23 protein-coding genes are annotated in these 21,522 nt (G+C 42.5%); 7 read left to right on the top strand and 16 right to left on the bottom strand.

Annotated elements, in window-relative coordinates; translation table 11 throughout:
- Positions 1 to 12: 12 nt before the first annotated feature.
- Positions 13 to 138 carry a type B 50S ribosomal protein L36 gene (gene ykgO / locus VIM91_RS01120; protein WP_006459136.1) on the top strand — a complete coding sequence of 42 codons (126 nt, stop codon included), beginning with the start codon at positions 13 to 15 and terminating at the stop codon, positions 136 to 138.
- 144 nt (positions 139 to 282) lie between these two features.
- Here ykgO and VIM91_RS01125 read toward each other — a convergent pair whose 3' ends face one another.
- The 15 genes from VIM91_RS01125 to rpsB form a co-directional block, all read right to left on the bottom strand.
- Entirely contained in the window at positions 283 to 1,266 is a 984-nt protein-coding gene (locus tag VIM91_RS01125; protein WP_331862999.1) for a chemotaxis protein, read from the bottom strand.
- An 83-nt stretch (positions 1,267 to 1,349) separates the two neighbouring features.
- Positions 1,350 to 1,970, bottom strand: a complete 621-nt coding sequence (locus VIM91_RS01130) for a ribonuclease HII (protein ID WP_331863000.1) — start codon at positions 1,968 to 1,970, stop codon at positions 1,350 to 1,352.
- Positions 1,971 to 3,128 (bottom strand): lipid-A-disaccharide synthase, encoded by a 1,158-nt coding sequence (gene lpxB, locus VIM91_RS01135; protein WP_331863001.1) that lies wholly within the window; start codon positions 3,126 to 3,128, stop codon positions 1,971 to 1,973.
- A 9-nt stretch (positions 3,129 to 3,137) separates the two neighbouring features.
- Complete coding sequence (gene lpxA, locus VIM91_RS01140) at positions 3,138 to 3,908, bottom strand: acyl-ACP--UDP-N-acetylglucosamine O-acyltransferase (RefSeq protein WP_331863002.1); 771 nt, start codon at positions 3,906 to 3,908, stop codon at positions 3,138 to 3,140.
- A 4-nt stretch (positions 3,909 to 3,912) separates the two neighbouring features.
- On the bottom strand, positions 3,913 to 4,350 hold the full coding sequence (gene fabZ / locus VIM91_RS01145) for a 3-hydroxyacyl-ACP dehydratase FabZ (protein WP_331863003.1): 438 nt from the start codon (positions 4,348 to 4,350) through the stop codon (positions 3,913 to 3,915).
- 48 nt (positions 4,351 to 4,398) lie between these two features.
- A complete protein-coding gene (lpxD, locus tag VIM91_RS01150) occupies positions 4,399 to 5,463 on the bottom strand; it encodes a UDP-3-O-(3-hydroxymyristoyl)glucosamine N-acyltransferase (RefSeq protein WP_331863004.1) in 1,065 nt (354 codons plus the stop codon).
- A gap of 11 nt (positions 5,464 to 5,474) precedes the next feature.
- Positions 5,475 to 6,020: an OmpH family outer membrane protein gene (locus VIM91_RS01155; protein ID WP_331863005.1), complete on the bottom strand. Its 546-nt coding sequence runs from the start codon at positions 6,018 to 6,020 to the stop codon at positions 5,475 to 5,477.
- 98 nt (positions 6,021 to 6,118) lie between these two features.
- On the bottom strand, positions 6,119 to 8,431 hold the full coding sequence (gene bamA / locus VIM91_RS01160) for an outer membrane protein assembly factor BamA (RefSeq protein ID WP_331863006.1): 2,313 nt from the start codon (positions 8,429 to 8,431) through the stop codon (positions 6,119 to 6,121).
- Entirely contained in the window at positions 8,403 to 9,794 is a 1,392-nt protein-coding gene (rseP, locus tag VIM91_RS01165) for an RIP metalloprotease RseP (RefSeq protein WP_331863007.1), read from the bottom strand. Before rseP ends, bamA begins: the two co-directional genes overlap by 29 nt.
- A gap of 12 nt (positions 9,795 to 9,806) precedes the next feature.
- Positions 9,807 to 10,613: a phosphatidate cytidylyltransferase gene (locus VIM91_RS01170; protein ID WP_331863008.1), complete on the bottom strand. Its 807-nt coding sequence runs from the start codon at positions 10,611 to 10,613 to the stop codon at positions 9,807 to 9,809.
- Complete coding sequence (locus VIM91_RS01175) at positions 10,613 to 11,347, bottom strand: isoprenyl transferase (RefSeq protein ID WP_414719576.1); 735 nt, start codon at positions 11,345 to 11,347, stop codon at positions 10,613 to 10,615. The genes VIM91_RS01170 and VIM91_RS01175 overlap by 1 nt, the downstream gene beginning before the upstream one ends.
- Before the next feature lie 130 nt (positions 11,348 to 11,477).
- Positions 11,478 to 12,035: a ribosome recycling factor gene (frr, locus tag VIM91_RS01180; RefSeq protein WP_331863010.1), complete on the bottom strand. Its 558-nt coding sequence runs from the start codon at positions 12,033 to 12,035 to the stop codon at positions 11,478 to 11,480.
- Between the two features lies 1 nt (position 12,036).
- On the bottom strand, positions 12,037 to 12,756 hold the full coding sequence (gene pyrH / locus VIM91_RS01185; protein ID WP_331863011.1) for a UMP kinase: 720 nt from the start codon (positions 12,754 to 12,756) through the stop codon (positions 12,037 to 12,039).
- 179 nt (positions 12,757 to 12,935) lie between these two features.
- Complete coding sequence (gene tsf / locus VIM91_RS01190; RefSeq protein WP_331863012.1) at positions 12,936 to 13,823, bottom strand: translation elongation factor Ts; 888 nt, start codon at positions 13,821 to 13,823, stop codon at positions 12,936 to 12,938.
- An 86-nt stretch (positions 13,824 to 13,909) separates the two neighbouring features.
- Entirely contained in the window at positions 13,910 to 14,656 is a 747-nt protein-coding gene (gene rpsB, locus VIM91_RS01195) for a 30S ribosomal protein S2 (protein WP_331863013.1), read from the bottom strand.
- A 321-nt stretch (positions 14,657 to 14,977) separates the two neighbouring features.
- On the opposite strand from rpsB, the gene map reads away from it, so the two are divergent.
- Together map and glnD are read left to right on the top strand one after the other, a co-directional pair.
- Entirely contained in the window at positions 14,978 to 15,754 is a 777-nt protein-coding gene (gene map / locus VIM91_RS01200; protein ID WP_331863014.1) for a type I methionyl aminopeptidase, read from the top strand.
- A gap of 16 nt (positions 15,755 to 15,770) precedes the next feature.
- Positions 15,771 to 18,389, top strand: coding sequence for a [protein-PII] uridylyltransferase (gene glnD, locus VIM91_RS01205; protein ID WP_331863015.1), 2,619 nt, complete (start codon positions 15,771 to 15,773; stop codon positions 18,387 to 18,389).
- A gap of 10 nt (positions 18,390 to 18,399) precedes the next feature.
- On the opposite strand, the gene VIM91_RS01210 is transcribed toward glnD, so the two are convergent.
- Positions 18,400 to 18,774 carry a VOC family protein gene (locus tag VIM91_RS01210; protein WP_331863016.1) on the bottom strand — a complete coding sequence of 125 codons (375 nt, stop codon included), beginning with the start codon at positions 18,772 to 18,774 and terminating at the stop codon, positions 18,400 to 18,402.
- An 86-nt stretch (positions 18,775 to 18,860) separates the two neighbouring features.
- On the opposite strand from VIM91_RS01210, the gene dapD reads away from it, so the two are divergent.
- From dapD to VIM91_RS01230, 4 genes are all read left to right on the top strand, one after another.
- Positions 18,861 to 19,688 (top strand): 2,3,4,5-tetrahydropyridine-2,6-dicarboxylate N-succinyltransferase, encoded by an 828-nt coding sequence (dapD, locus tag VIM91_RS01215; protein ID WP_296830490.1) that lies wholly within the window; start codon positions 18,861 to 18,863, stop codon positions 19,686 to 19,688.
- A 96-nt stretch (positions 19,689 to 19,784) separates the two neighbouring features.
- Complete coding sequence (locus VIM91_RS01220; protein WP_331863017.1) at positions 19,785 to 20,120, top strand: Spx/MgsR family RNA polymerase-binding regulatory protein; 336 nt, start codon at positions 19,785 to 19,787, stop codon at positions 20,118 to 20,120.
- A complete protein-coding gene (gene dapE, locus VIM91_RS01225) occupies positions 20,117 to 21,256 on the top strand; it encodes a succinyl-diaminopimelate desuccinylase (protein WP_331863018.1) in 1,140 nt (379 codons plus the stop codon). Before VIM91_RS01220 ends, dapE begins: the two co-directional genes overlap by 4 nt.
- A 3-nt stretch (positions 21,257 to 21,259) precedes the next feature.
- Complete coding sequence (locus tag VIM91_RS01230; RefSeq protein ID WP_331863019.1) at positions 21,260 to 21,490, top strand: hypothetical protein; 231 nt, start codon at positions 21,260 to 21,262, stop codon at positions 21,488 to 21,490.
- Positions 21,491 to 21,522: the final 32 nt, after the last annotated feature.

The following is a 21,522-nucleotide window of genomic DNA, read 5'->3' on the forward strand; positions in this document are numbered from 1 at the left end:
TAGGTAATTATCATGAAAATTTTATCTTCATTGAAATCAGCGAAAACTCGCCATAAAGATTGTCAAGTTGTACGTCGTCGCGGCAAGGTGTATGTGATCTGTAAAACAAACCCTAAATTTAAAGCCCGTCAGCGTTAATCGTTAAGATTAAATCGACTAAATAAAAAAGCCGTCCTGATCAGACGGCTTTTTTGTTGGCTGAACTTGAGTTTAGCCTGCATTTAACTGTATATATTAAAAAGCACCAGGCCTGGTGCTTTTTAATATGAACCACTTACAAATTTAATTAGCCAAGGCGGCGAAATCTTTTTGAGCTTGCTGTAAGGTTTTTACGATTAAATCTGTATCTACCTTACCAATAAAGTAGTTGGCCCCCATTTCAATCACTTCGCGGCTATTATTATCACTGGTCATTGAGGTATGAACAATGATCGGTAAATTACGCGTCTTAGGATTTAAACGCAATTCTTTAATGACGGTATGACCTGATGCAACCGGCATCTCCAAATCGGTAAAAATAACCGAAATATCGTCCAAATTGGGTTGTTTGGCGATATAGTCCAACATTAATCGGCCATTATCAAATCCTTGTGAACGCAACCCTAACTGTTCGAACACCATACTCATGTACTTTTGGATAGATTTACTGTCTTCAGCAAACAGAATCTGGCGCTGCTTCATCGCTGAACTAAAAGCTACTTTAGATGCATCCACTTCTTTTGCCGACGAAAATATCTTTTTCGCCATGACAGGCATGGCTTCAATTAAAAGTTTCTCGATATCTAAAATGTAACAAAGCGTTTCACTGCCTTCTAGATAGGTATGGTTTACAATTTGATTACGGTTAACGTCTACATTGTAGTTACCGGCTGGATGAATATCGGTCCACTCTTTTTCTTCAACACCATGTATATGCGCAACCCGCAAACCGATAAAGTTACGACTGAAATCGGCCACAATTATGATTGATTTTTCCCGCTCTTCTTCGGTCATATCAAAGCCCATCCACTTAGGCAAATCAATAACTGGAAGATAAGTTCCGCGTAATTCAATCATGCCTTCAATTAGCGGATTAGTATCCGGCATTTCTGACACAGGATAAGCGCGCGCTTCTAATACTTCACGAACCTTAAATACATTCATTCCGTAATAAGAGGGTTCTCTTTGATTAGGCTGCGGAAACCGAACTTGAAAAACCATCAAACTTAACTGATTGTTTTTACTTAAATTAGCGGTCTTTTCAATTTGTTCCAGCGTTGTACTCATCCAATATCACCTGTTTTGATTAGGGTTGACTGGCTTTATATTAATACCAATTCCCAAAGATAAAAAGCCCAGTCGACCAGAAACTAACGAATTTGGTTTTTCTCAAGCCAATGTCTAACTGGCTTAAAACTAGTTCGATAGCCTTCAATTAAACCATAACGCTCAAGCGCCGATAAATGATCAACAGTGGGATAGCCTTTATGACGATCAAACCCATACTCTGGATATTGCGCATGCAGCTGCATCATTTGCTCATCACGGTAGACCTTGGCTAAAATCGACGCCGCACTGATTTCAGCTATTAACGCATCGCCTTTAACAATTGCGCGACACGCACAAGATAACTCCGGGCAGCGATTACCATCCACCAACACTTCATCAAACGGCTGTTTTAAGGCTTCAACGCTTTGACGCATCGCCAACATAGTGGCCTGCAATATATTGATTTCATCAATTGTCTTAGCGCAAACCCCTACCACCGCATAATCAAGTGCCACCTCACGAATTTTATCCGCCATCTCGACACGTTGGGCATGGGTCATTTTTTTAGAATCTTTTAAATGCAACTGACAATCAGCGGGCAAAATAACCGCCGCCGCGACCACTTCACCAATTAACGGGCCACGACCAACCTCATCTACACCTACTCGAATAGCACCAGGCCTGGTGGTTGTAGAGGCCTCAAATAAACTCGCCTGTTGCATTTAATTTAACTCGGCCCAATCAATCACCGCTTGCGCGGCAAGTGATGCACTGTCTTGTTTAAGTGCACTGCGCTGAACACGGAAGGCTTTAAGCTGAGTTTCTCGACGGCTTTTATCTAAAATAAGGCGACCTAACTCTAATGCTAACTTATCCGGTGTAACCTCATGCTGAATCAACTCAACCGCAACATCTTGCTGAGCAAGAATATTTGGCAATCCAATCCACTTTGAAATCGCCAATCGTTTCATAATCCAGTAAGAAACCGGATGCACTTTAATTGCAATCACCATCGGCCGCATCATTAATGCAGCTTGCAACGTTGCCGTACCAGATGTCACAATCATTTGATCACAAGCTTCCATTACAGTTTGTGACTGTTGGTCAATCAGCTTTATGGACAATTTTGCGCCATAACGTTTAACCGACTCTTCTATACGTGCACGTGCGGCTTGATGCACACATGGAATAACAAACTGCATATTAGGATGAATTAAGGCTATTTTTTTGGCCGCTTGAATATAAGGATCAGCCATCCGATCGATTTCACTCATACGTGAACCGGGTAATAAAGCCGTGACAGGCATATCCAAAGCCAAACCTAGTGTTTGTCGGGCTTGTACGCTATTTGGCTCATCAGGAACTTGGTTGGCCAATGGATGACCAACAAATTTAACAGGAATCTGATAACGATCATAAATCGTTGGTTCAAAAGGAAATAAAACTAATACGCCATCAACTGACTTTTTGATTTTCTCTAAACGATTTTCACGCCAAGCCCAAACCGATGGGCCAACATAGTGAATGGTTTTGATACCCGCTTGCTTAAGCTGGCGTTCAACATAGAAGTTAAAGTCTGGCGCGTCAATCCCTATAAAAGCATGCGGCTTTATTTCACGCAGCTTTTTAATCAAACGCTTACGAAGTCGCAATAGTTTAGGTAAATATTTAAGAACCTCAAACAAGCCCATCACCGAAAGTTGCTCCATTTCAAACCAACTTTCTAGCCCTTCAACCTGCATATTTTCGCCACCAATTCCGACAAAACGAGCATGAGGATAACGAGCTTTCAACCCTCGAATTAAATCGGCACCGAGCAGGTCACCAGACTTCTCACCTGCGACCAATGCAAAAACAATTTGTGACTGGCGGTCATTCATAAGAGTTTATTAACGCACAATACCGCGAGTTGCCTGCTGAATGAATTGAACCAAGGAATTTAATGTTCCGCGATCATCATTTAAAGCTTGGATTTCGGCAAGTGCTTCATCCAATTTCAAGCCACTCCGATACAGAGCACGATAAGACTTTTTAACTAAGCTTAATTGATCTCGATCGTAACCACGACGTTTCAAACCCTCTAGGTTGACACCGCGAGGCTGAGCTAAGTTTCCTGATACAACGACATAGTCTGGAACATCTTGATTAATCACGCTGCCCATACCGCAAAAACTGTGGGCGCCAATATTACAAAATTGATGGACCAGGGTATAACCACCCAAAATAGCCCAATCATTAACCGTTACGTGACCTGCTAATGCCGTGGCGTTGGCAAAAATAGTATGATTACCTACAACACAATCATGGGCGATATGGACACCAGCCATAATCCAGTTATCGTCACCAATCAGCGTTTCACCTCGATCTTGCACCGTGCCGCGATTGACCGTCACATTTTCACGAAAAGTATTGCCATTGCCAATCACTAAAGTAGTAGGTTCATCACGGTACTTTTTATCTTGCGGGGCGGCGCCAATAGAGCAAAATTGGAAAAAATGGTTTTCACGTCCAATTCTAGTTGGCCCGGTAATAACCACATGAGGTTCGAGCACGCAATCTGCACCAATCTCGACATTGGCACCAATCACACAATAAGCCCCTACTTTAACGCCTTCTGCAATTTGCGCATTTTCATCAATAATAGCCGTTGGATGAATCAATCTGTTATACCTTTCTTTCCGCACACATCAGATCAGCCGAAGCGATCACCTTTCCATCGATGCGTGTTTCACATACAAATTTCCAAATACCGCGCTTATTTCCAGTGGTACGTACCTCAAAATCTAATCGATCCCCCGGAATCGCCGGCTGTCTAAAGCGACAATTATCAACCGCCGCCAAATAATACATGGTATCCCCATCTGGCTTAACTTCCTGGGTTTTGAAAGCCAAAATGCCAGTACATTGCGCCATCGCTTCAACAATCATGACACCTGGCATAATCGGGTTATTAGGGAAGTGTCCAGTAAACTGTGGCTCATTAAACGTCACGTTTTTATAGGCTTTTAGATATTCGCCTGCTTCAAATTCGGTCACCCGATCAACTAACAAAAACGGATAGCGGTGTGGTAAATATTCAAAAATATCTTTGACGTTTAACATGAGTAAGTATCCCAATTAATAGTATTTATTTTCTTGTTTCAAACAAACTTAGGCTTCTTTTGTTTGCTTTTCTAGTAGGTTTAGTCGCTGGTTTAAACCTTTAATTTTTTCAGAGAACTTAGCCAAGTTTTTGGCATAAATTGCATTCTTTTGCCATTCGGCTAAAGGCACAGCCGGAAAACCACTATAAACGCCAGATTGGTGAATGCTGTGGGTCGCTACTCCGCGCCCCATAATGGTCACACCATCGGTCAACTCAATGTGTCCAACCATGCCGGACTGGCCGGCAAAGGTACAGTTCTTACCTACCACGGCACTGCCAGCAAAACCGACTTGACCGGCAATGGCGGTTCCAGATCCAATTTTTACGTTGTGTGCAATATGAACCAAATTATCAATGATACAGTTGTCTTCAATTACGGTATCCTCAATGGCTCCACGATCTATTGTCACATTATTGCCAATAGAAACATGGTTTCCAATTATCACACGGCCAATCTGTGGAATCTTCACCCATTGACCTTGATGTTTTGCCCAACCGAATCCATCACCACCAATGACGCTGCCAGCCTCCACTATACAATCTTCACCGATTTGGCAGTCCTGCATAATCGTGACATTAGGAGCCAGTCGAGTCTGTTTACCCAATACAACATTGGATTCCAACACACAGCCAGCACCAATAACAACAAGATCTGACACCACAACGCCTTCTCCAATTACTGCATTAGCGCCAATGCTAGCCTTTGGTGAGATGCGAGCGCTATCAGCCACCACCGCGCTTTCATGAATACCATTCACGTCTAATGGCGCATAAAGTTTTTGCGCTACAAACGCATAGGCTGCGTAAGGGTTATCTAAAATTATGGCCGAATTTTGACAGGAATCGGCATGTTTTGGCTGAACCAATATGGCCGATGCATTTGAGTTTGTAAGCTCTTTTAGATATTTCTCATCTGATAAAAAACTTATATCACCCGTTTGAGCCGCTGACAAACGTTCGATTCGCTTTATTTTTTGTGATGCATCTCCACGCAACACTAGATCAAAGCCTTTGTCTGTCAAATAATCCACAATTTCTTGTAGCGTCAGACTATTGGAAGCTTGTGCCATATAAAACCTATTTATCGATTAAAATTAGAACCTTGCTTTTCGAAGTCTTTGCTCAAATAGTCCAATACGGCTTGGGTTAAGTCGATACGTTTATTGGTGTAGGCTATACCTTCGTACAAAATCAAATCATAAGCTTCGCTGGTACCCACCTCTCGAATCGCCGAATTTACCAGACTTTGTAGTTTTGCTAACTCTTCATTTCGTCGAATATTTAATAATTCTTGTACATCATTGCGTTTACGTTGAATTTCGCGCGTCAACATCTGGATTTCGCGCTCTTTTGAAGCCTGCTGAGCCTCGCTCATAGCCAAACTATTACGCTTCAATTCGCTCTTTTCTTTTTCAAGCTGGCTATTGAGCTTTCCTAACTCTTCTTGTTGTGGCGCAAATTCTCTTTCCAATTCAGCACTAGCGGCCTTAGCTTGAGGCGATTGCTCTAAGAGTAGCCCAACATTAACTACGCCAACTTTGATTGATTCATTCGCTTGAGCCGTAAAAGTTGCAGCTAACAAAACCAGGCTTAAGGCTAAACTTCTTTTAAGCTTATTCAACATCATGTATTTTCCGTTTTTTGGTGAGTGAAAACCCGTAAATAATAAACCATCTGAGTCGCTGTTAACAGCGAATAATCTTTTTTCTCAGGAATTGTGGCGGATCAAAATGGCACACCTAAACTAAATTGGAATGATTGTAATTTATCGTCTTTTTTGTAGTGCACAGGTTTTGAGAAACTAAATGCAAGCGGTCCAACAGGGGTAATCCAAGCGAAAGCAAGCCCTGTTGCCGAACGAAACTCACTGGTTTCAATGTCATCGAAAGTGTCAAAAATATTACCCGCATCAAAAAACAGGCTTAAACGCAAATTAGACGAGTCTTCAATTAATGGCATAGGGAACACCAGCTCAGCAGAAGTCAAAACACGCGCATCTCCACCGCGTGGTCGGTTAATATCTTCGTAATAACCGCCCAGCGAGTTGGGATCAAATCCGCGAACAGAGCCGATACCACCGGCATAGAAACGCTCATAAAACGGCAGTTTTTCTATGTCACCGTAACCTGCCCCATAGGACAAGCCGCCACTCAATTTGACACTGAAATTATCAGTTAAAGGGTAAAACCATTTTTCCTCGGCAAAGATTTTATAAAACGTCATATCAGACGTGCCAGGAATGACAGCTTGAGCGGATAAGTTGGTGGTATGCCCTTTTGATGGAAAATAAAAGCTATTACGCGTGTCATAACGCCAACCCGTGGTAAACAACAAGTATTGATTATCTTCGCTAAATTCAGCGAGATGTTGCTCGCAGGCATCAAATGCGGTTAAACAACGCAATGACTGGCTTTCGGCTTTTATACCAAAGTTTAAACGTGTTTCCTCACTGGTGGGATAGCCTAAATTCACCCTAAAACCAACCTTATCCAAGGTGTAGTCTGTAATATTTAATTCGGATGCATCAATTTTGCTGTAATAAAAGCCGGTTCCTAAGCTCACACCATCGTCGGTAAAGTAAGGGTTGGTATAACCGATATCTGCCGACTTCATTGAAGCACTGGAGTTCATGCTTAAATTCAACTCATTCCCTGTACCCAAAAAGTTTTTCTCAGAGATACCTAAGTTAAAACTGACCCCATCTAACTGTGAATAACCAATACCCGCGGTAAATGAGCCAGTAGGTTGTTCTTCCACGACAATCACTAAATCCACCTCATCTTCTGATACCCGACGTGTATCAATATCAACTTTCGAGAAGTAGCCTAGACGATTTAATCTAGTGGTTGACTGACGCACGGCGGCTAATGAATAAGGCGCACTTTCTTGCTGACGCATTTCACGACGTAGCACATAATCACGCGTACGTGTATTGCCTTCTACTTCAATTTTACGAACATAGACACGACTCTTAGGCTGAATATAAAAATCTAAATCAACCAATTGCGCTTTCGGATCCATTTGAGTACGCGGTTCTACTTCTGCAAAAGCGTAACCTTCCTCACTTAAACGATCGCGAATAGCGGTTATTGCAGCAATCACTTCGCTACGAGAAAACAAATCTCCGCGTTTAAGCTTAGCCAGCTCAACTAGTTCCTCTTCGGTTAATTGCGTAATGCCGCTGAATTTAATTTCATCTAAACGGTACTGCGGCCCCTCAGTTAAACTGGCTGAGATAAAAACCTTGGTTTTGTCGGATGACAAGGAAACTTGTGAAGAGTCGATAGAAAATTCAGCAAAACCGCGATCCATATAAAACGAGCGCAATGTTTCCAGATCGGACTGAAGTTTAGGTCGTGCGTATTTATCGCCATTACCAATTAACACACTTTCAGACAATAAAAACAGGCCTTTTAAACGTTCATCAGGATAGGTGGCATTTCCCACAAGCGTGATACGCTCAATACTCGCTGGCTGGCCCTCATCAACGGTTATTTTAAGTTCGACACGATTACGTGGTAAGTCAATCGCTTCAATCTTAATAGCCGCCGCATAATAGCCCTGATTGTGATATTGACGCTTCAAATCAATATTCACGCGATCCATTTCAATCGCATTGTAAATCTTGCCCTGACTGATTCCGAGCGACTTTAAAGCCTCCATCAGATCATCAGTTTTGATTAACTTGTTTCCTTTCACATCAATCTGAGCAATCGATGGGCGCTCAGATACCTGAATAATCAACTCGTTATTGTCACCACGATAAAGCGCGATATCATTAAAAAATCCGGTTTTATATAAAGCGCGTAAACTTTCGCTTTCTTTTTCAGCTGTTAAATTGTCGCCAATACTAACAGGTAGATAAGTATTCACAGTTTCAAAACCAATTCGCTCGGTACCATCTACAACAATATCATTAATCACAAAGTCGTTTGCTAACAGGGCGTGAGATAAGCTTAAGACACAAAAGCCGATAATAAGTTTGGGTTTGAAAAAATTCTTCAACATTCTATCCATTTGTAATTCTGACCAAGTCATTCGTAAAAGCCAAAATGGTTAGACCGACAATTAATGTCAATCCAATACGGTAACCAATTTCTTCAACGCGCTCACTGACTGGGCGACCACGTACCATTTCAACCAAGTAATACATTAAATGCCCACCGTCCAACATAGGAATGGGCAATAAATTCAAAATCCCTAAACTTAAACTCAACAGCGCCATCAAACTTAAAAAACTAATCAAACCCGACTGCAAAGCCTGCCCTGAAAAGTCAGCAATACTCAATGGGCCCGACAAGTGAGCTAAACCCACTTCACCAATCAGCATTTTTTTTAACATCACCAGCGTCATATTCAATAAGTTAACCGACTGATGCCAAGCTTGCTCAAACGCCCCAAATAAGCCATAACGCTGAATGGTATAGTAATCCGTTTGTTGTAACTGAGTTTGATCAACCGACGCCCCTAAACGCCCAATGTCTTTACCCGCTTGCTCAAAGCTATCAAACTGAACCATCACTTCATAATCCGCTTGGTTACGCTGGTAACTGATCAAATGTGATTCGTTTGGGTGCTGTCGCACAAATTCCACTAAAGCTTGCCAATCATTCATCACTTGGCCATTAATGGCCAAAATTCGATCACCCGACTGCAAGCCAGCTTTGAAAGCGGGCGACCCTGCTAGCACCTCTTCTACAATCGGCTCTAAACTTGGTGGTTTCGGTTTAAAACCCAGCTCGGCTAACCAATTGGTTTTAACATTATTAAGATCCAAGCCTGACAAGGACAGCTCAACTAACTGACTATGAGCCGGCTGAGTTTGTGCATCAAAAACTTGCAACAACAAACTCAGGCTCGCTTTATCATGCACCAAGCCTTGCAAAACGGCTTGCTGAACTTGTGGCCAACTTGAGACAGGCTGTTGATCCACTTCAACCAACCACCAGGCCTGGTGGCTATGATCTACTCCCGCCATTGCAACAGCTAAAGCTGAGCGATCGGCTGGCGTGTCAAAGATCGGCTTTAAACTGCTAACTCCGATCATATTAATCACGACGAACAAAAACCAAGCAAAGATTAGATTAATCAAGGGGCCAGCCAGCACTATCGCAAAACGCTTATATACTGATTGCTGATTAAAAGCACGTGACTTTTCGTGCTCAGGCACCGAGTCGACGCGTTCATCTAAAAATTTAACGTACCCACCAAGTGGAATTAAGCCCACTTGATATTCGGTTTCTCCCTTCTGGAGTTTATAAATGGGGCGTCCAAAACCGATTGAAAACGTCAGCACCTTCACATTAAATAGACGTGCAACGGCAAAATGACCCCATTCGTGTATCGTCACCAACACACCAATCAGTAAGGCAAAACCCAGCACAGCCCATAAAATCGTCATATCAGTTAATACTCACATAAACGACCAAAACACCCAGAACAAGGGCAAGGCTACAAGTAAACTATCAATGCGATCCAGCACCCCGCCATGCCCCGGCAAAATTTTGCCACTGTCTTTTATATTCACTTGGCGTTTTAGTAAACTTTCAAACAAATCACCATAAACAGACAACGCGGCGATTAAGCTAGCTGCCAACACAAAGACCACCAGGCCTGGTGAATAGAAAGTTTGTGCCCATACAAACCAAGTCAGTGCTGACACCAAACCAACAAAAAGCACACCACCTAAAACACCTTCCCAAGTTTTCCCTGGGCTCACATAAACCGCAAGTTTATGTTGCCCAAAACGACGTCCAGCAAAATAGGCGCCGGTGTCCATCATCCAGATCATGGCCATACTAAACAGCACAATCCAAGCTGAATAAACTTCTCTCAGCCAAATTAGGGATAAGGCAAAACTGACCAGTAATACCAGCCCAATCAAAGCGGCTGAAATTCGGTTACTTAAACCGACCTGCCCTGCTGTCATCTGGAAACGTGTGACCATCCACACCACAAAAACTAATTGAACAATACTTATATAAACAATCCAGCTTTGCACATCAAAATACAGCCCCAGAGCCACTAAACCAGCGGTTAGCAGGCTAAAACCAAGCTTTAGAATGCGACGTTCTAAACGCATAAATTGTGTCCACTCCCAAGCGCCCACCATAGCAACTAAAATCACCGCTAGTTGCCAAATCAATTCTTCTGCTCCAAATAAGGCCCATGAAGAAATTACAATTAACACCAAGGCGGTGATCAGTCTTTGTTTTAACATTAGGAAATTTGCTCGCTGGTTTGACCAAAGCGACGCTCTCTTTGCGCAAATGAGTCGATCGCTTCATCTAGACTGGCCTCGTTAAAATCCGGCCACAAGGTATGGGTAAAATAGAATTCTGCATAAGCCATTTGCCAAATCAAAAAATTACTTATGCGCTGCTCACCACCAGTGCGTATTAAAAGATCTGGCTCTGGCAAATCAGCTAAACATAAATGAGGTGCTAAATCAGCTTCGGAAAGTTCGGCTAGTGCCTGATTTGGATGGGCTGCCTGCCATGACTTGACGGCCTCTAGAATATCCCAACGTCCACCGTAGTTAGCCGCAATATTAAGTGCTAAACCAGTGTTGGCCTGAGTAAGCTGTTCGGCCTGGAGAATGTGAGACTGAATCGTTTCACTGAAACCGGCGCGGTCACCAATAACACGCAAACGCACATTATTTTCATGCAACTTACCTACTTCTTTTTGCAAAGCTTGCAAAAACAAATCCATCAACTTACTCACCTCATCCTGCGGACGACGCCAGTTTTCGGTACTAAATGCAAACAAGGTTAAGGCTTTAACGCCTCGCTTTGCACAATGAGCTACGACCTTACGAACCGCGTTACGGCCTTTTTGGTGCCCTATATAGCGCGGTAAAAACCGTTTTTTTGCCCAACGACCGTTACCATCCATAATGATGCCAATATGTTGAGGAACAGGTTGTGAAGGCTCAGTCTGTGACAAGGTCATTCCTAAATAGTGTTCTAAATGCAATTAAGCGTATAGCCAAGCCAAAATTGATGGCAAAGAATGACAACGGCCCAAAAGGGCCGTTGTAAGTGCAGACGAAATTATGCCTTATTCAAGGCTAAAATTCGACTTATATTTCCAATAATGACGCTTCTTTATCCGCAAGCAACTTATCGATTTTACCGACAAACTCATCCGTTAACTTTTGAATATCATCATCTGAACGACGCGCTTCATCTTCAGTAATTTGTTTATCTTTTAACAAGTTTTTAACATCGCCATTCGCATCTCGACGAATATTACGAATCGCAACACGCGCATTTTCGGCTTCCGTACGTGCCACTTTGGCAAACTCTTTACGGCGCTCTTCGGTAAGCATTGGCATCGGAATACGCATCATATTGCCATGCACAACGGGATTCACACCCAAATCCGAAGTCATAATAGCTTTTTCAACCTTTTGTAACATAGGTGCTTCCCAAGGCTGAACTGTTAAAGTGCGCGCATCTTCAACATTAATATTGGCTACCTGGCTGATTGGCACATCGGAACCGTAGTAGTCCACCATCACTGAATCTAAAATGCTTGGGTGAGCACGGCCAGTACGAATTTTTGCAAAATTACTTTCTAAAGTTTCAAGTGATTTTTGCATTCTACTTTTCGCATTATCGCGAATCTCTTTTAACATGTTAGTCTCCTGTCGTTACTAGTGTGCCTTCATCTTCACCTAGTAAAATTCGATTAAGCGCGCCATCTTTTAACATATCAAACACGCGTATGGGCATTGCATGGTCACGACACAAGGCAAAGGCGGCCAAGTCCATAACCTGTAAATTCTGTTGAATAACGTCTGAATAACTCAGACGAGAAAATCGAATGGCTTGAGGGTTTTTCTTGGGGTCAGAGTCGTAAATACCATCGACCTTAGTGGCTTTTAACACTACATCAGCTCCAACCTCAATTCCACGTAGAGCCGCCGCCGTATCCGTAGTAAAAAATGGATTACCAGTTCCTCCTGCAAATACCAGAACCTCTCCATTGGCCAAGCACTTTTGTGCATGGTTAGCACTAAAACCTTCGGCCACACCCTCAACAGCATTGGCACTCATAAGACGGCTTTTCAAACCAATACTTTCAAACACATCTCTTAGCGCCAGTCCGTTCATAACCGTCGCCATCATTCCCATCTGATCAGCCGTACTACGTTGAATTGAGTTGGATTGAACTTGCCCACCACGGAATACGTTACCCCCGCCAACCACAATGGCCACTTGTACACCCTGCTCACAAATCGACTTCACTTGCTCGGCTACTTGCTGTAAAACCACCATATCCCAACCAAAGTCGGCTTTTCCCATCAAGACTTCGCCGCTAAATTTTAATAAAATTCGAGAGTACTTTAGTTTCATGGCGAACCCTTTTATTTATTTTACACTTTATAAAGTTTTTAAAATTACAGGCAAGTTTATCGATTACATGCAATTTTAAAAACACTGCAAAGCTTCATAACAAGTTTGTGTTTTAAGTACAAAAAAACCATAACCATCAAGCCGATTTATCGACTGACGGTTATGGTTTTATTAACAAATTAACCTCGAGCTGCGGCTGCGGCTGCGGCTACTTCGTCTGCAAAGTTTAATACTTCTTTTTCAATCCCTTCACCTACTTCTAGGCGAATGAAACGTGTCACAGAAGCATCGTTTGCTTTCAATAGTTTTTCTACCGTTTGATCCGGATCCTTAACGAAAGGCTGACCTAACAAGGTAATTTCTTCTAAGAACTTACGGATACGACCATCAATCATTTTTTCAATGATTTCCATTGGCTTACCACTTTCCTTAGCTTGATCTGTCAAGATTTCACGCTCTTTATTAAGCATATCCTGATCCACATCATCCGCTGAAATAGCTTGTGGCTTAGTGGCCGCCACATGCATGGCTACATCACGAATAAGTGTTTCATTACCATTGTTCATAGCAACGACAACACCGATCTTCTCACCATGCTGATAACTACCGATTTCGCCATTTGAAGTTTCAACGATTTCAACGCGACGGATCTGCATATTTTCGCCGATCTTAGCGATAAGTGCGCGACGAGTCTCATCAATGGTCTTGCCTGAATCTAGTGTTTCTTTCTCTAAGTCTTCAACGCTTGTAAAACCTTTTGCAAGCACAACTTTCGCAACACCGTTTGCAAACGTCTGGAAATCATCGCCTTTCGCAACGAAATCAGTTTCGCAGTTTACTTCAACAATTGCGGCTTTTTTCTTATCATCTGAAATCGCAATCGCAATCACGCCTTCAGCCGCCACACGACCGGCTTTTTTATCCGCACCAGCCATACCTTTTACACGCAAAAACTCAATTGCTGCGTCCAAATCACCCTGAGTTTCGTCCAAGGCTTTTTTACAATCCATCATGCCTGCGCCGGTTCTTTCGCGCAATTCTTTTACCATCGCTGCAGAAACTGCCATGTTTAATTCCTTCTAAATAATCTTTGTTTGGTTAGAAACAACCAGGCCTGGTATGACCAGGCCTGGTGATGATGCATTAAGCTTTATTAAACGGCTTTTTCTTCCGTTTCTACGGCTTCAACAAACTCATCTGCCGCAGAAGCTGTAGTGATACTTGCTTTTGCTTCCAACACCGTATCAGCCATAGACTCTAGATATAGCTTGATCGCACGTAACGCGTCATCGTTACCAGGAATCACGTAATCTACGCCATCAGGGTTGTTATTTGTATCAACCACGCCAATAACAGGAATGCCCAGCTTTTTCGCTTCTAAGATGGCGATATCTTCATTACCAGTATCAATAACAAAAATAGCATCGGGCATCGCGCGCATGTCTTTAATACCACCCAAAGACAACTCTAACTTTTCCAATTCACGAGTTAGCGTTAACGCTTCACGCTTGGTAATTTTATCGAAGGTGCCGTCCTGCTGCATAGATTCAAGTTCTTTCAAGCGCTTAATCGACTGCTTGATGGTTTTAAAGTTGGTCAACATACCACCTAACCAGCGGTGGTTTACATAAGGCATACCACAGCGAGTTGCTTGCTCAGCAACCAAATCACGCGCCGCGCGCTTAGTACCAACGAACAAAATCTTGCCTTTATTAGCGACAACAGAACCTGCAAAGTTCAATGCATCATTGAACATAGGAAGGGTTTTTTCGAGGTTTACAATATGAATCTTGTTGCGAGCACCGAAAATGTATTGACCCATTTTTGGGTTCCAATAACGAGTTTGGTGTCCAAAGTGACAGCCCGCTTCAAGCATTTGACGCATTGTTACTTTTGCCATGTTTCTCTCCAATTTTGGGTTAGGCCTCCGTTTACCCAGCTAAAACGAACCAAGTCAAGCTTTCTGACTTAGCACCCCGTTTTATGTTCCGATAAACGTGTGTTTTAATTAAAATTGCGTTACCTTCAAATCCTGTTTAAAAATAAGCGCGGCATTTATACCATAACACCCCAAAACACTCAAGCTTTCTAGCGATAAATAACACCAAAACTAAACTTTTAGCAAATATTTATTAGGATCACGTTGCTTAGCTCTTTAGCCAGAAGCTAGATATCTGGTAGACTTTCCTAAAATAACTGCTTGGAATAAACCTAATCGACTATGAGTATTATCTTAAAAAACCCACAACAAATTGAAAAAATGCGTGTTGCCGGCCGTCTCGCGGCAGATGTGTTAGAAATGCTAACCCCCCTTGTCAAACCCGGGGTGACAACGGAAGAGCTGAATCAAAAAGCCCATGAGTATATGACCCAAGTGCAAGGTACGATACCAGCCACACTAAATTATCATGGGTTTCCAAAATCTATTTGCACCTCAATTAACCAAGTTGTGTGTCATGGCATCCCTGGTGATAAAAAGCTCAAAAAAGGTGACATTATCAATATTGACGTTACCGTGATTAAAGATGGGGTTCATGGTGATACCAGCATGATGTTTGAAGTAGGTGAAGTGGCGCCTTACGCTTCACGACTCTGTCGCGTTGCTCATGAGTGTTTATGGAAAGGCATTCAACAAGTGAAGCCTAATGCCACTCTTTATGATGTCGCCTTTGCGATTGAACAACATGCTCATGCCAACGATTGCTCAGTCGTAAAAGAATATTGTGGACATGGCATTGGTGAAGACTTCCACGAAGAACCTCAAGTTCTGCATTATAGCTCAGAGGAACAAAAACAAACCGTGCTTAAACCTGGTATGACCTTTACGATTGAACCCATGATTAATTTAGGGCGACCAGAAGTCAAACTGCTAGGTGATGGTTGGACAGTGGTAACGAAAGACCGCACACTATCCGCACAATGGGAGCACACCTTGTTAGTGACTGAAACAGGCTATGAAATTTTTACATTAAGAACCAATGAGCAACCACTCCTATAGTACCAAAGGCTCATGAATGCACACTCAAACCGACCTACCTAATTTTATTAATGCACTCAAACAACCTGATATCGCGGCTAAGGTCGGACGCGATATGCTTCAACGCTTTAGCGCCCACCAATTCAATCAATTTGATCAAGGAACAGCGGTCTCAGAACTAGTTAAAGAGCGCTCCGTGTTTGTAGATCAAATCCTAAAAAAAATTTGGCATCACAGCTTTGATGCTGAAAACTTTGCCTTAGTTGCAGTCGGTGGGTATGGCCGTGGAGAATTACACCCTCACTCCGACATAGATTTACTCATTCTATGCAAAAGCCCTTTTAGTGACGCTAACCAAATCAGTCAATTTATTACGCTATTATGGGATATGGGTTTTGAAGTCGGCCATGCGATTAGAACCATTGAAGAATGTCGCCAAGCCGGCTTAGAAGACATTACGACAGCGACAAATTTACTGGAATCTCGCTGGATTACAGGAAACTATGAACTGTTTGAGTCATTACAAAGCCTATGGAAATCGAACGACTTCTGGCCAAGCCAAGAATTTTTTGAAGCCAAGCTCACCGAACAAGATCAGCGCCACAAACGTTTCCATGATACGGTTTACCAACTGGAACCAAACATCAAAGAAAGTCCAGGAGGTTTACGTGATATTCAAACCATATTCTGGGTAGCGAAACGTCATTTTAATGCCAGCTCGATTCACCAACTCGTCCAAAAACAGTTTATTACGCCAGATGAATACCGTGAATTAGACGCCGCCTATAAGTTTTTAAGCCGTGTACGCTTTATACTGCATCGTTTAAAAAGTCGTCGCGAAGACCGTTTGTTATTTGATAATCAGCAACAGGTTGCTGAAACCTTTAACTACCAAGATACCAGTGAAAAACTAGCTGTTGAGCAGTTTATGAACAGCTACTATCGAAACCTACGTTCAGTCGTCAAGCTGAATGAAATCTTGCTGCAGCACTTTTATGAAGAAATATTTAGCCAAAAATCACAAAAAATTACCAAAATTAACCAACGTTTTCAGCTAGTTAACCAGTACCTAGACATTCGAACTGAACAAGTTTTTCAACACTTCCCTAGCGCCTTACTTGAACTTTTTATTATTATCGAAAACGATCCAAGCATCGCTGGTATTCGTGCTCGCACTATTCGACTGTTGCGTGAAAGCTTGCACTTAATTGATGAATCATTTCGCAACGACCCCATTAACAAAGCTTTGTTTATTGAAATATTCCGTCAACCCAAAGGGGTTAACGCCTCGTTAAAACGCATGCACAGCTACGGAATACTCGAAGCTTATATTCCGGCTTTCCATAAAATATCAGGGCTCATGCAATTTAATATTTTTCATGCCTACACCGTTGATGAGCACACCATTTTGGTCATTCGCTACCTAAGACGATTTTTCATTAAAGAATACGCGTTTGAATTCCCTACCGCACATCAAGTTGCGCGCTCAATATGCAAACCCGAAATTCTGTTTTTGGCCGGCTTATTTCACGATATTGCAAAGGGTCGAAATGGCGCTCATGAGGTATTGGGAGCGGAAGATGCCTTACAATTTTGTAAGGCCCATAACTTATCGGACAGCGATACCAAACTGGTTGCTTGGCTCGTTCGACATCATCTTGAGTTCTCAAGTGTTGCGCAGCGTAAAGACTTAAGCGACCCGAATGTCATTTTAGAGTTTGCTCGTTTGGTTGGTGATCAAAACCGCCTGAACTATTTATATCTGCTAACAGTAGCTGACGTCTGCTCCACCTCAGATGAGGTATGGAATGACTGGAAAAATGCCCTATTTTTAGAGCTATTTAACGAAACTTCTAACGCGCTGGATAAAGCACTCGAAATCCCAAAAGATAAAAGTAAAAAAGCCTTGCTACATCAAGAAAAAGCACGTGAAATCTTAGCTAAAAACTCACTTAACACCAGTGATTATCAAGCCTTGTGGAACGGTCTTAAAAAGACCGAGTTTTTTAACCGCCAAACCCCACTTGAAATTAGCCGCATCACACAACAGCTTTATCAAACACCCTTAGAGGAAATTGCCGTATCGATAACTGGGAAAACCCATCGCGGAGCCTCTGAGTTGATGATTTATATGCCGAACCGAGATTTTTTATTCGCACAAATCACTCAAACACTTGATAACCTCAACCTAAATATTGTAGAAGCCAAAGTTTACTCGACCCTTGAAAACATGACCTTAGTTTTGGTTTACTTTCTAGATCGAGAAAATGTCGCCATTGAAGACCTTGAGTTATTGCACAAGATTAAGCAAAAACTGGAACATAACCTAGTCGACCATCCACCCATTAAACCCATGGTCAATCACACCAAAGAACGCCGAATCCGTCACTTTAAAACCCCCACTCAAGTACAGTTTCAAGACTTGAGTAAGAAATTTACTGAAATCACAATAGTAACCAAAGATATACCAGGCCTGCTTTCTCGAATAGGTCAAGCTTTCCGGGATTGCGAGATACGCATGCATGATGCCAAAATTAACACCGTCGGTGAAAAGGCAGAAGACACCTTCATTATTAGCACCACTGACAACGAAGCGATTCCGATTGAACGACAGCAGCAACTCACACAAACTTTAATGACCTATATTGAATCCTAGCAAACTTAACTCAACCCGCTTCAAAAAGCTCAATCGCGTTGTGATCCAAATCTCTAAAAAACAAAGCATTACGCCCTGAACGACTGCGAGTGTAAGCAATATTTTGCTGAACAAGTAATGGCACAAATTCATCAATCCTATCCACTCTTAACGCAAAATGTTGATCCTGACCTCCGTGATCGGGGCGATCTACTTGTTCACAAGGGTTTGGTAACTGCATAATATGTAAACTCTGACCTGCACCTAAGTCCAACCAGTACCCCTTAAAATCTAAATTGGGTCTATCTAAACAATTGAGACCTAATATTCTTTGATAAAACGCCAAGCTCGCCTGCGCGTCTTTTACCAAAATACTGACATGGTCGAAGCCGACTACTTTTGCCACGCTCTCTCCTTTTTTCTTTAGGGCATAAATCAAAAATGTTATAATTGCTTAATTGTATTTTAATTAAGTAAACGGAAACTAAAAATATGTCTGCGGATCTACAGCAAATTATTGAAGCGGCGTTTGAACGTCGTGCCGAAATCACGCCCAAAAATGTTGATGCGGAAACTAAGCGCGCCATTCAAGAAAGCTTACATTTATTGGATAGCGGTCAAATGCGTGTGGCAGAACGCCAATCAGTCGGCAAATGGACGGTTAACGAATGGCTAAAAAAAGCGGTTCTATTGTCATTCCGTACCGAAGATAATGTCGTGATGAACTCATCTGAAACTCGTTATTTTGACAAGGTACCATCCAAGTTTGCTGATTATTCACAAGCCGATTTTGAAGCCGCGGGTGTGCGTGTCGTCCCTCCAGCCATGGCTCGTCGTGGCTCTTACATTGCACCAAGCACGGTGTTAATGCCCTCTTATGTCAACATCGGTGCTTATGTTGACTCTGGCACCATGGTTGATACCTGGGTAACCGTTGGGTCTTGTGCACAAATTGGTAAAAACGTGCATCTATCGGGTGGCGTTGGTATCGGTGGTGTACTTGAACCCTTACAAGCCGCACCGACGATTATCGAAGACAACTGTTTTATCGGCGCACGCTCTGAAGTCGTAGAAGGTGTCATTGTTGAAGAAGGCTCCGTTATCTCTATGGGCGTTTATATTGGCCAATCAACCCGTATTTATGACCGCGAAACCGGCGAAATCCACTATGGTCGCGTACCGGCTGGATCGGTGGTTGTTTCTGGCAACCTACCATCAAAAGATGGTTCCTATAGCTTATATTGCGCGGTAATCGTGAAAAAAGTAGATGCTAAAACACTTGGAAAAGTCGGCATTAACGAACTATTACGCGACATTTAATCACCCAAAAAAAGGCGCTTTTCAGCGCCTTTTTTGATTTAACCAGATATCAAGGTTAAACTCAGTCTATAACACTTTTTCTGGAACACCCTTTACATGATGATTCTCTACGGCATTTCAAATTGCGATACGGTCCGCAAGGCACGGAAATTTTTAGAGTCTGCCGGACACAGTTTTCAGTTTCACGATTTTCGCAAAGATGGATTAAGCACTGAAACGATACTAACCTGGTTAACCTATACAGATTACAGCGACCTGATCAATAAACGCAGCACGACTTGGAAACAGCTTTCCAATAGCGAACAGGCCGCGATTGACGATCAAGATCTGACCCTCCTAACCCAACACCCAACTTTAATTAAACGGCCGGTTCTGCAACTTGATCAAAGACTACTGATCGGCTTCAAATTGGAAGAATATCAAAACTTATGAGTGCCACGATTGATTTAGCCCAAGTCCTACTCCGCATCGACTCAGTTACGCCCGACGATAAAGGCTGTCAGAATTTAATTTCAGGCTTTCTTACCCCACTTGGCTTTAACTGCGAACCCATGCCATTCGGCGAAGTCAGCAACTTATGGGCACGTAAAGGTGATTCTGGCCCCCTGCTTGTATTTGCAGGCCATACCGATGTTGTGCCAACTGGCCCACTAGACAAATGGAAGCACCCACCCTTTTCAGCTGAAATTGACCAAGGAATGTTATATGCGCGTGGCGCGGCTGATATGAAAAGCAGCATTGCTTGCTTTATGGTCGCAACTGAGCGCTTTGTTAAGGATTACCCACAGCATAATGGCTCGATTGGATTCTTAATTACCAGTGATGAAGAAGGTCCCGCAACAGATGGCACCGTAAAAGTAATTGACACGCTTGAAGCTCGAAATGAAAAAATCGATTATTGTCTAGTGGGCGAGCCCTCCAGCGACGTCAAGCTAGGGGATTCGATTAAAAATGGTCGACGTGGCTCATTAAACGCTAAACTCATAATCAAAGGTGTGCAAGGGCATATTGCCTATCCACAATTAGCGGATAACCCCATACATAAAGCGCTACCCGCCTTGGCTGCGCTAACTGGCATTGAGTGGGATCAAGGCAATGACTACTTTCCACCGACATCCTTACAAATATCCAACATACAATCCGGTACAGGTGCCACCAACGTCATTCCGGGTGAAATAGAAGTCATGTTTAACTTCCGTTTCTCCACTGAACATACACTTGAATCCTTACAGCAAGGCGTAATAGATTGTTTAGCGCCGTTTAACCTAGACTATCAAATTGAGTGGAATTTATCTGGGCTACCATTTGTAACGCATGCGGAAGGCGAACTGATTCAGGCTACTTCTGACGCGATTCAAAAAATCATGAACTATCGTCCAAACCTATCGACAGGAGGTGGTACGTCCGATGGCCGTTTTATTGCTCCAACTGGTGCACAAGTAATTGAGTTTGGCCCTTTAAACGACACTATTCATAAGGTCAACGAATGTGTTAGTGTTAAAGACCTAGACTTGTTAACCGATATCTACTATCAAATACTGGTAAACCTACTCGTATCAAAGGCATAAAATATGGAACTTCCTAGCTGGCTTGAGTATTTATTAATCGGCCTTCAAATAGGCGCCGCCGTGTTTTTTATCTGGCTGGTATGGCCACTGATTAAAGGCGAACAATGGCGTAAAAAGTTTATCGAAAACAAGCAGGCTTTTTCTATCCTTATCGTATTTATTCTGGTTTTTATATTTGTATACGGATTAGGCTTTGTTTTTGATACTCTATTCCCACTCGAAACCCTTCGTTGACCAGCAGAAAAGTTTTTTTAATATTTATATAA

Origin of the sequence: Thiomicrospira sp. (genome assembly GCF_036568485.1) — a bacterium.
GTDB lineage: Bacteria > Pseudomonadota > Gammaproteobacteria > Thiomicrospirales > Thiomicrospiraceae > Thiomicrospira.

What these genes read in the sequence shown, in the direction of transcription:
- ykgO (WP_006459136.1), top strand. Translation starts at nt 13, where the DNA reads ATGAAAATTTTATCTTCATTGAAATCAGCGAAAACTCGCCATAAAGAT.
- VIM91_RS01125 (WP_331862999.1), bottom strand. Translation starts at nt 1,266, where the DNA reads ATGAGTACAACGCTGGAACAAATTGAAAAGACCGCTAATTTAAGTAAA.
- VIM91_RS01130 (WP_331863000.1), bottom strand. Translation starts at nt 1,970, where the DNA reads ATGCAACAGGCGAGTTTATTTGAGGCCTCTACAACCACCAGGCCTGGT.
- lpxB (WP_331863001.1), bottom strand. Translation starts at nt 3,128, where the DNA reads ATGAATGACCGCCAGTCACAAATTGTTTTTGCATTGGTCGCAGGTGAG.
- fabZ (WP_331863003.1), bottom strand. Translation starts at nt 4,350, where the DNA reads ATGTTAAACGTCAAAGATATTTTTGAATATTTACCACACCGCTATCCG.
- lpxD (WP_331863004.1), bottom strand. Translation starts at nt 5,463, where the DNA reads ATGGCACAAGCTTCCAATAGTCTGACGCTACAAGAAATTGTGGATTAT.
- VIM91_RS01155 (WP_331863005.1), bottom strand. Translation starts at nt 6,020, where the DNA reads ATGATGTTGAATAAGCTTAAAAGAAGTTTAGCCTTAAGCCTGGTTTTG.
- bamA (WP_331863006.1), bottom strand. Translation starts at nt 8,431, where the DNA reads ATGACTTGGTCAGAATTACAAATGGATAGAATGTTGAAGAATTTTTTC.
- rseP (WP_331863007.1), bottom strand. Translation starts at nt 9,794, where the DNA reads ATGACGATTTTATGGGCTGTGCTGGGTTTTGCCTTACTGATTGGTGTG.
- VIM91_RS01170 (WP_331863008.1), bottom strand. Translation starts at nt 10,613, where the DNA reads ATGTTAAAACAAAGACTGATCACCGCCTTGGTGTTAATTGTAATTTCT.
- VIM91_RS01175 (WP_414719576.1), bottom strand. Translation starts at nt 11,347, where the DNA reads ATGACCTTGTCACAGACTGAGCCTTCACAACCTGTTCCTCAACATATT.
- frr (WP_331863010.1), bottom strand. Translation starts at nt 12,035, where the DNA reads ATGTTAAAAGAGATTCGCGATAATGCGAAAAGTAGAATGCAAAAATCA.
- pyrH (WP_331863011.1), bottom strand. Translation starts at nt 12,756, where the DNA reads ATGAAACTAAAGTACTCTCGAATTTTATTAAAATTTAGCGGCGAAGTC.
- tsf (WP_331863012.1), bottom strand. Translation starts at nt 13,823, where the DNA reads ATGGCAGTTTCTGCAGCGATGGTAAAAGAATTGCGCGAAAGAACCGGC.
- rpsB (WP_331863013.1), bottom strand. Translation starts at nt 14,656, where the DNA reads ATGGCAAAAGTAACAATGCGTCAAATGCTTGAAGCGGGCTGTCACTTT.
- map (WP_331863014.1), top strand. Translation starts at nt 14,978, where the DNA reads ATGAGTATTATCTTAAAAAACCCACAACAAATTGAAAAAATGCGTGTT.
- glnD (WP_331863015.1), top strand. Translation starts at nt 15,771, where the DNA reads ATGCACACTCAAACCGACCTACCTAATTTTATTAATGCACTCAAACAA.
- dapD (WP_296830490.1), top strand. Translation starts at nt 18,861, where the DNA reads ATGTCTGCGGATCTACAGCAAATTATTGAAGCGGCGTTTGAACGTCGT.
- VIM91_RS01220 (WP_331863017.1), top strand. Translation starts at nt 19,785, where the DNA reads ATGATGATTCTCTACGGCATTTCAAATTGCGATACGGTCCGCAAGGCA.
- dapE (WP_331863018.1), top strand. Translation starts at nt 20,117, where the DNA reads ATGAGTGCCACGATTGATTTAGCCCAAGTCCTACTCCGCATCGACTCA.
- VIM91_RS01230 (WP_331863019.1), top strand. Translation starts at nt 21,260, where the DNA reads ATGGAACTTCCTAGCTGGCTTGAGTATTTATTAATCGGCCTTCAAATA.